Genomic DNA, 8322 nt, shown 5'->3' with positions numbered 1-8322 from the left:
TCTGGCGATAACCCCGCCGACCAGTGGTCTGCTCATCACATCTCCAGGACTTGCCATTATCAGCGCTACGACAGATGTATCCACAACTCGTGCTAATATCACAGATACGACAGGGAGTGGGGATACAACTTATACCGTGTTAGGGGTTCGGGAATGGACCTTTGGCGTAGTCAATGAATCATTAGATGCAAACGCCCAAGCCCTAGTAAAAATGCAGATCAGCCCGGATGGGACAAACTGGTTGGATGAAGCAGGTCCTGTCACGATTAACCAGAGTTCATTGACAACTTTAGTCACGTCAATATTTTTAAAGTACGCGCGAGTATTCTACAGTGCGGTGGATGCAGCCAGTGCAGTCACCTTGAATATTTTCTTCCAGGGAGAGTTGTAGAATACGAAAAGAAAAAGCCCGGGAATTCCGGGCTCTAATACGTAATAATGCACTTTCTATTACATCTTAATATTGAAGTAGCACGATATAAAACTTTCCGTCGAGATAGCGAACACTATACTGAAATTTAAGCTAAAGAAAATTGGATTGGTAGGAGTGTATGTAAATATGCTTTAGCCTAAGAGTAAGGGGGTGGGTGAGTAATGGCGCAATCTCAATGCATAAAATGTGGAGGTAGTAAATTTGAGGTTGTCCACGCTAATAATCTGGAGGGAACCACACGAGCAGTACTCTTTGTTCAGTGTGCCGACTGCGGATCGGTCGTCGGAGCACTGGATTTCCTAAATGTTAGTGTGAAGGCAGAACGTGTGAAAAATGATCTGCGGATAATGGTGGAAAAGCTAGTCGATCGCCTTAAAGACAATTCATAAAGACATAGACAATAAAATATATTGATTATGGAGGTGAAGATAGGCATAAGCACTATCTTTAGCCTCTTTTTATATTTATACCCGCTAAAAACCTGATTAGCTTAGGAATGATGAAGAGAGAGACTTAATTCAGGTAGCAATTTTATTAATTATAAATATGCTAATAGGGGACCCCATGCCGAGAATATTGTGAAAGTGAGGTAAAGGAAGAGGTGGTTGGTTTGATAACTCTTAGTTTTTGCGGCATTCTGTTTTTAGTAGTACTTATTATTATACTAAAATCACGTTCAGGATTTAAAGAGATCGATGAAATGTATGGTAAACCTTATATGGCGAAATTAGTCATAATGATCGGTAGTCATCCGGAGTTAACAAGGGGGTCGATGGCAATGTCTCTTCACCCTAGGGATGCAATAGCTTTTAATCGCAAAGCTTTTCTATTTTCCCAAATCAATTCAATCAAAATTTTTTCTGAGTTGCCTAAACGATATAACAAAAACATAGAGAAAGCTGAATATCCCGACGTAGAACGTCAATACCTTTGCATCTCAATAATGGATGAATATGGTGAACATGAAATTGTTTTTACTCCCAAATCAGATTTTAAAGAGGTTGCAAATCAGCTGATACAAAAATGGAATAAGTATAACCTTCTAATTTAGAAAAAATTAACGTTCAACCATGGGTCGTATTAAAAGTAGCAATCGGCCAAGTTTTTTCTGTTATCTGTTTTATCGGAATCGGTGTTCAAAAAGTAGGAATTTTTATCTATATTATGGATCAGGTAACCATAATCGTCTTAGATACATACAGTGTAAAGAACATGGAGCGGGGAAATTAATTGCTGAAAAACTTTCACACCTTTTCTACAACAGACATAAATTACGAGTAAGGGAGGATGGAAGGGCTGTGCTAGCGATATTCCCCAAAATCTCCTCTTTAATTTAGAAAGGCAGGTTAAATGGAATGAAAAAAGACATTGATTCCTCGAGCTTAGCAGAAGTTGTAGATCGCATCTTAGACAAAGGTATCGTTATTGACGCATATGTACGTGTTTCTCTTGTGGGGATTGAACTTCTTGCGATCGATGCTCGTGTAGTCATTGCGAGTGTTAACACCTGGCTGAGATATGCAGCAGCGGTTGGTTTAACAGAACTCCATCACGAATTCTAAAATTGGATGAGGTTTGTTGGGGAGGGGGAAAGACTCCCTCCCATTTATTATTATAAAGGAGAAGAAATGATGAGCATGAATCTTGCCGAATTAGGGCGTGTATTATGCCAGGACTTCGATCAACGTAATTTTGAATTAGATACACTCCATTCAGATATTCGGACAAAGGTAATAAGTGATCGGAAAGAACTTGTTAAGCTACGAAACATTGATAGTACTAATCAACAGATCGCTAGAACAGAAATTCTTCAGGACACTAGTGGTTTGTTAAATAAGTATAGAGGAGAAAGGAAGACCATGGAGCAGGATTTGAAGGCCAATAGAGCTTTGCAAATCGATGAAATGAGAACATGGTTGAATGAGCGGGGAGAAGAATTGAAGGGCTGGTACGAAGCGGGAGGTTATCTGTTAAGAAAGCGTACAGGGGGGTAAGGCAATTGCCAGATGCATTTATCGAAACTGCATATTTTAGGGACTTAACGAACCGCGCTTTGCTCTATCTCCAAGCCGGTTATGCCGTTCATTTTTGTGGGCCGGCCGGAACGGGAAAGACTGCCCTGGCAATGCATATCGCTGAACTTTTGGGTCGCCCGATTGTAACGCTTCAGGGCAATGATGAGTATAAACCTTCTGACTTAGTCGGTGGGAACTCGGGAATGCGCAGGAAGAAATTGCTCGACAACTATGTTCATTCTGTTTGGAAGGCCGAAGAATCTATGGACAGTGTTTGGTATGATGGCAGGATAACTCATGCTTGCAGAAACGGCCATACCTTTGTCTATGACGACTTCACTCGTTCCAGACCAGAAACAAATAATGTACTTCTTTCAGTTCTACAGGAGAAGACTTTGGATCTAACTGCGCTTCAAAAAGGAGAGACAAGTTTAACTGTCCACCCTGATTTCACAGTACTTTTTACCAGTAATCCATCAGAATATGCAGGGGTGCACGTGCTTCAGGATGCATTGAAAGACCGTGTTATCACTATAGAGATAAAAAATTTAGATCATGAATCTGAGGTAGCTATTGTTGCAGGTCGATCAGGTTTGCCATGGCGTGAAGCGGCTCGAGTTGTAGATATCATACGTGGACTTCGAGAGAATGGGGTCAAGAAGCCTAGTATTCGTGCGGCAATTATGGTCGCTACAATCTTAGCAACGAATGGATCAAAACCTGTCCGCTCAAATCCTTTATTCTACCAGATCTTAATAGATGTTATTGGATCGGAAATTTTCAATGAAAACGAAGGCGAACGCAATTCTGTGCTTGCTGAACTTATTGAAAAGGAATTAGATAGATACACCCCAGACGATAGGAAGTGAAAATGATGCGTCATGCTCCACCTTTAAGGCCAAAGCTGGTTCGACCTCCAATCCGTGATCATGCACCAAGCTTCTTCCAGATGCATGTGTATGACCAGGAACTCCATCGACTAGAGGTCGAACAAACGGAGATAGCTAAACGGATCAGTGTGATAGAGGAAAGGGTACTGGTCGTTAAAAAGGAGTTACGGAAACTTGATCGAACACTAAAAATGCGTGTGCACGACCTACGTATTGACGATTAAGTCGTAATGTTCGGTCTTAAAAGAAAAACAATGTGGAACTTTTGTCATGATTTCTGATCCCTATCATATATATGTCGTAGGCAAGGTTAGGGAGGGGGTCAGATCATGGCATTAAGTAAAAGCGTAGAGTCAAGTAGTTTGGCGGAGGTCATTGACCGCATTCTTGACAAGGGAATTGTCATTGATGCCTTTGTCAGGATTTCATTGGTTGGAATCGAACTCATTACCATTGAAGCGCGTATTGTGATCGCTTCAGTGGATACTTATCTAAAATACGCTTCCGCCATCGGGCTTACCCTTGCTGACTCTTCCTCGATAATGAAGTATTAAAGGAGGAGATGAAGCATGGATATCCAACAATTGGTCAACGATGTAAAAACCTTCTTCCAAAGTGTTCTGGAAAAGGAGGCTAATGTGATCGGCGTGAGGCGGCGCGAAAACGGCTGGATGGTGCATGTTGAAACTATCGAGGATTCTGACTATCAGCGGCGGCGTGCTCTTGATGACGTTGTAGGGATTTATGAGGTAGAAGTCAGTGCTAGTCTGGAAATTTTAGGATACAAGAGGGTTAGCTTACGCGAACGAGACGAAATTGGCCAAATAGATGACGAAGAATTCTAAAGTCGTGTCGCAACATGACTTTCTTTTTTAGCTAAGGGGTGGGGAATTTGTATTACGCTTACGGTATCATTCGGGCAGACTCCCTTAAAATTGAGTCTTTAAAACTAGGTCCTAACCAAGAGCCGCCTTGTCTTGTTGTTGAAGGGGAACTGGGGATGCTCTGCGCTGACATTACATTGGAAACGATGGCGTTGGCAGCGGAATCTATGGCAACGGCAACAAGAGAAAGTATGAGTCGCTACACGGAGGTACTTTGTCAAGTTATTAAGCTCACCACGGTAATTCCTTTGCGTTTTGGAACCTTATTTGATAGAGAGGAAGAAATCCGTAAGGTTCTTAAGAGAGAGAAAAAGGGTTACTTGAAGTTGCTTACCAACCTTGACAACAAAATAGAAGTCGAACTCAAGGTTTGGTGGAAGAAAGAAAGCTTCCAAGAAACGATGATGAAAAACAAACGCTTGAGTCGTTGGAAGAAAGCTTTAGAGAGAGGAGAAGGCCAGGGTTACGATGTTGTGGAGTTTGGTAAGGCAATTATGGAAGTTGCGGATTACGAGCGTAAAGAATTAGAAAAGACGTTTTTGGCAATGCTTCGTCCTTTAGCCGCTGAGTGGGTGATTAAAGATCCAATGGATGAGTTTCAAGCATTTGACGGAGTATATTTGGTTGAACGCCAGAAAGAAGAGGATTTTGATCAAGCGGTTGGTGTTCTATATGAAAAGCACTCGGATACTATGATTTTTAAATATACGGGCCCTTGGGCACCTCATCATTTTGTTAAGTAGAAACAAATTCTTCATTATTCTTTGGCCTGGAGGACGGATACGGTATGTTTTTTAGATTTCCAATTTGGGCAATCAAACAAGTTGTTGAGCATGCAGAAGCAGAGTACTATAGCCCTGAAGCCATACGGCGAGAACTTAGTCAGTGGCAGTACAGGCTGGAGAATAAAGAAATTACACCAGAGGAGTATCGTGAATATGAAAAGCGACTCTTCGAACGACTGATAGCAGGTCAGGAAAGAGGGATTGAAGAATGAAATGGTCCCTTGGAGAATGGGAAAAGAACGTAGAGCGGCTTGTGAATCAGTGCGCGGACAAGGTTAGCATGGAATTGGAAGAAGTTATTATGGAACGTTTGAGAGAGGCAGGTGAAGCTGTAATCCAGGGCCTTTTTCAAGCTCAATCTTGTCCAGCCGTTTCTACAACAGAGCATCTAGCAGCCTCAGGAGTTGAGCAAGAGAACTCTCTGCCTCAAGATCTAGTCAGTGGGCTCAATAATGCTTCTCAACCTAGTAAAGTGTGTGTTTTTACAAGAGCTGAGCCTGATGAAGAGGTTTTGTACGCGTTTGGCATTATTAAAGCAAATCAAGAGACTATGGTTGATTTGCTTGGCATGGAGGACAGGCCATGTCGCATTGTAGAAAATGGAAATCTGGGTATGCTTGTCTGCCCAGTCCCTCGCGAAGAGTACACTGAAGAGTCCCTCCATCGCTATATGGAGGATATGGCCTGGGTAGAGAGTCATGCGCGGCGGCACGAAGAAACGTTATTGAAAGCAATGGAGGGCAGGTCTGTTATTCCCCTGCCATTTTGTACGATTTTTACGGATGAGGTAAATATCAAACGACAATTAACCCAGAATGCCGAAGTGTTACAAGATGATTTGCAAAGGTTAGAAAATCACAATGAGATGCATGTTAAACTATTTGTCAATCGTAAGCGGCTTCTAAAAAAGCTCCAGGAAGATCGACCGTATTCTGGTGAGCAAAGCGGAGGGGGGTATTTTCAGAAACGTCAATGGGAGAAGAAGATGCAAGAGGAAACGGAGCGGATTTTGGAAGACTATGGCGAATCTTTGTATCAAGACTTAAACAATATTTCTGCAGAAGTGAGCCTCTTAGATAGGGCTGGAGTGCTTGTGCCGGAGGGACAGAATGTTGTTTTTGCAGCGCATTATCTAATAGCGCAGGAACGCCGTGTGGAATGGGATAGGAAGCTTGTAGAATTCGACGAAATTGCTGATCCTTTAGGCTTTATATTAGATGTGTCCGGTCCTTGGCCTCCCTATCATTTTTCGCGGTTAAATAATGAGGAGGAAATTATGGGTGGGTGATATTGCAAATTCAAAACAAGTAACGATCCTTGAAGTTGTAGAGAAATTGCTGGATAAAGGAGTCGTTATCTCAGGTGATTTGATTCTTAGCTGTGGAAATGTTGATTTGGTTTATTTGAATTTGAAACTGGTTCTTACCTCAGTACAGACAATGCTCGAAGGGAATAATTTGAAGAAAGACGTGAATCTATGAAACGGCTCTATCTTTTGGGTTTTATACGTAATTGCACGGGTCTAACCAGCAAACTGCCATTTTCAACCGAATTGACAACGCTGGGTGCACACAGTGTAATTTGGAGTAAATCCCCAAAGGAGATATTCACTACGAAACAGGAGTTTCTAGCGGCTATGTTGCAGTGGTTTGAACAAATCCAAGATCTTCAGTTAACGGTGTTACCGATACAATCCGGAGTGAGTGTCTCTAAAGAAGTTCACTTGGTTGAGCTGTTACGAGCTTATAAATGTGAACTGGACTTATGTTTTGACAAAGTGGAAGGATGTTCGGAGTATTGTTTGACTATTACGAATAAAAATCAGGGGTTCCCTCATATAGCATATACTCCACTAAAAGAAAACGTGCAAAGTGGCAAGGAATATCTTGCTCGGATGAGGGTAAGGCATCAATTACTAGAGAAAGAAGTGTTACAGGCTCGAGCAGTTATTTCGCGATTTTGTTTACGGTTAACTCCGTGGATAAAGGATTATTGGTCCGAAATCCCGCAAATGCGAGAAGCTGGAATTAACCTCGGGTTTTTAGTGCCTAATAGCTTCCAGCAAGAGTTTAGCAGCGAATTACAAACCCTTTTAGATGAAACCGATTTCACAGATGAATGGACGGGACCGTGGCCACCGTTTCATTTTAGTACATTTGCGTTAAAGCCGGAAAGTTTTCTTCTTCACGAATCTTTAAATTGGGGATAGGAGGGTTACCTCATGATTGAGGATGACGAATCCGGTATTAAGATTGCCGAGTGTCTGAGAGATTTTGAAGAGCAAGGCAAGATTGGCCGCGTTAATACCAATCAAGATAATGCGGATCAGGGACTTGCAAAACTTGTACTTACTGTGGTGGAGCTATTAAGGAGAGTCATGGAACACGAAGCTTTGCGGCGCATTGATGGAGGGACATTAACGGAACGGGAAATCGAAGAAATGGGTGAAACCTTCTTGAAATTAGATAACAAAATGGTTGAGATGCGCGAGATATTTGGCCTAAAAGAAGAAGATCTAAACATTGATCTGGGGCCTTTAGGAAATCTTATGTAGGGAGGAGGAAGGGGCGTGGCAATTCAACACTCAAATAACAGTAGTGGGATAGGAGATCTCTTAGAACGAATTTTAGACAAGGGAATCGTGATTGCCGGGGATATAAAAATATCTTTGGCTGATGTTGAGTTACTGAATATCAAGATACGTTTGCTTGTGGCGTCCGTGGACAAAGCCAAAGAAATGGGGATTGACTGGTGGGCACATGATCCTTATCTTTCGTCAAGGGCGAGAGTACCCGAACAAGCGATCACCGGAAATACGGAACAGGTGATTACCGCAAACACAGAACAGGTGATTACCAGGAATGAAGAGTCGGTACCTATCAAATCATCGGAAGAGGAAGTCGCCGAAGCCAGTTCTATGGTTAAAATAGAGAAAGAATTAATAAAAAGACCAAAATACCGAAATTAAATAATTGGGTTAACAGGGGGGGCGAAAGCCCTCCCTGTAGTCTTGTCTTTAGTTTACGAGGTAAAAAACGGAGATTTTAATCACCCTTGTCCGCGGTGAGACATAGGATATGGTAGGACAAGGTCAAGGAGAAAAAGAGGAGGGTAAATGTATGAAGAAGGATGTCGATTCCTCAAGCTTAGCTGAAGTTGTAGACCGTATTCTGGAAAAGGGGGTAGTCATAGACGGGTATGTAAGGGTTTCTCTTGTCGGCATCGAACTTTTAACGGTAGATCTGCGTATTGTGATTGCTAGTGTTAATAGCTTCTTGAGATATGCTTGCGCAGTAGGGCTAACCACCGGGCATC

At 42.2% G+C, this 8322-nt stretch carries 17 protein-coding genes; all 17 read left to right on the top strand.

Translation table 11 applies throughout. The annotated features are described in order from the left end of the window. On the top strand, window positions 1-391 hold a 391-nt coding region (locus tag DOT_RS25055), incomplete at its 5' end, for a DUF6385 domain-containing protein (RefSeq protein ID WP_009624391.1). Between the two features lie 203 nt (window positions 392-594). Beyond that, a complete protein-coding gene (locus tag DOT_RS25050) occupies window positions 595-822 on the top strand; it encodes a hypothetical protein (RefSeq protein ID WP_009624390.1) in 228 nt (75 codons plus the stop codon). A 212-nt stretch (window positions 823-1034) separates the two neighbouring features. Beyond that, window positions 1035-1484 (top strand): hypothetical protein, encoded by a 450-nt coding sequence (locus DOT_RS25045; RefSeq protein ID WP_157998521.1) that lies wholly within the window; start codon window positions 1035-1037, stop codon window positions 1482-1484. Between the two features lie 304 nt (window positions 1485-1788). Continuing rightward, complete coding sequence (gvpJ, locus tag DOT_RS25040) at window positions 1789-1995, top strand: gas vesicle protein GvpJ (protein ID WP_009624388.1); 207 nt, start codon at window positions 1789-1791, stop codon at window positions 1993-1995. A 69-nt stretch (window positions 1996-2064) separates the two neighbouring features. After that, window positions 2065-2427 carry a hypothetical protein gene (locus tag DOT_RS25035; protein ID WP_009624387.1) on the top strand — a complete coding sequence of 121 codons (363 nt, stop codon included), beginning with the start codon at window positions 2065-2067 and terminating at the stop codon, window positions 2425-2427. Window positions 2428-2432: 5 nt separating this feature from the next. Continuing rightward, the gene (gene gvpN, locus DOT_RS25030) at window positions 2433-3317 is read left to right on the top strand and encodes a gas vesicle protein GvpN (RefSeq protein ID WP_009624386.1); all 885 of its coding nucleotides are present in this window, start codon (window positions 2433-2435) and stop codon (window positions 3315-3317) included. Window positions 3318-3322: 5 nt separating this feature from the next. Next, window positions 3323-3562, top strand: coding sequence for a hypothetical protein (locus DOT_RS25025; RefSeq protein ID WP_157998520.1), 240 nt, complete (start codon window positions 3323-3325; stop codon window positions 3560-3562). 105 nt (window positions 3563-3667) lie between these two features. Then, entirely contained in the window at window positions 3668-3892 is a 225-nt protein-coding gene (gvpJ, locus tag DOT_RS25020) for a gas vesicle protein GvpJ (RefSeq protein ID WP_009624384.1), read from the top strand. A 15-nt stretch (window positions 3893-3907) separates the two neighbouring features. Beyond that, window positions 3908-4183: a gas vesicle protein GvpO gene (gvpO, locus tag DOT_RS25015; RefSeq protein WP_009624383.1), complete on the top strand. Its 276-nt coding sequence runs from the start codon at window positions 3908-3910 to the stop codon at window positions 4181-4183. A 47-nt stretch (window positions 4184-4230) separates the two neighbouring features. Further along, a complete protein-coding gene (locus DOT_RS25010) occupies window positions 4231-4965 on the top strand; it encodes a GvpL/GvpF family gas vesicle protein (protein ID WP_009624382.1) in 735 nt (244 codons plus the stop codon). A 44-nt stretch (window positions 4966-5009) separates the two neighbouring features. Next, window positions 5010-5219: a gas vesicle protein GvpG gene (locus DOT_RS25005; protein WP_009624381.1), complete on the top strand. Its 210-nt coding sequence runs from the start codon at window positions 5010-5012 to the stop codon at window positions 5217-5219. Then, window positions 5216-6295 (top strand): GvpL/GvpF family gas vesicle protein, encoded by a 1080-nt coding sequence (locus tag DOT_RS25000; protein ID WP_009624380.1) that lies wholly within the window; start codon window positions 5216-5218, stop codon window positions 6293-6295. The genes DOT_RS25005 and DOT_RS25000 overlap by 4 nt, the downstream gene beginning before the upstream one ends. Next, on the top strand, window positions 6288-6488 hold the full coding sequence (locus tag DOT_RS24995; RefSeq protein ID WP_009624379.1) for a gas vesicle protein: 201 nt from the start codon (window positions 6288-6290) through the stop codon (window positions 6486-6488). The genes DOT_RS25000 and DOT_RS24995 overlap by 8 nt, the downstream gene beginning before the upstream one ends. Beyond that, complete coding sequence (locus DOT_RS24990) at window positions 6485-7216, top strand: GvpL/GvpF family gas vesicle protein (protein WP_009624378.1); 732 nt, start codon at window positions 6485-6487, stop codon at window positions 7214-7216. The genes DOT_RS24995 and DOT_RS24990 overlap by 4 nt, the downstream gene beginning before the upstream one ends. A 12-nt stretch (window positions 7217-7228) precedes the next feature. After that, window positions 7229-7561 (top strand): gas vesicle protein K, encoded by a 333-nt coding sequence (locus tag DOT_RS24985; protein ID WP_009624377.1) that lies wholly within the window; start codon window positions 7229-7231, stop codon window positions 7559-7561. A 15-nt stretch (window positions 7562-7576) separates the two neighbouring features. After that, window positions 7577-7975 (top strand): gas vesicle protein, encoded by a 399-nt coding sequence (locus tag DOT_RS32840; RefSeq protein WP_009624376.1) that lies wholly within the window; start codon window positions 7577-7579, stop codon window positions 7973-7975. 151 nt (window positions 7976-8126) lie between these two features. Next, window positions 8127-8322 (top strand): gas vesicle protein GvpJ (gene gvpJ, locus DOT_RS24975; RefSeq protein WP_009624375.1); only part of this gene is annotated, 196 nt, incomplete at its 3' end.

This window comes from Desulfosporosinus sp. OT (genome assembly GCF_000224515.1).
Classification (GTDB): Bacteria; Bacillota; Desulfitobacteriia; order Desulfitobacteriales; family Desulfitobacteriaceae; genus Desulfosporosinus.
The sequence above is the reverse complement of the archived record's forward strand: the minus strand, read 5'-3'. Positions and strand labels throughout refer to the sequence as shown.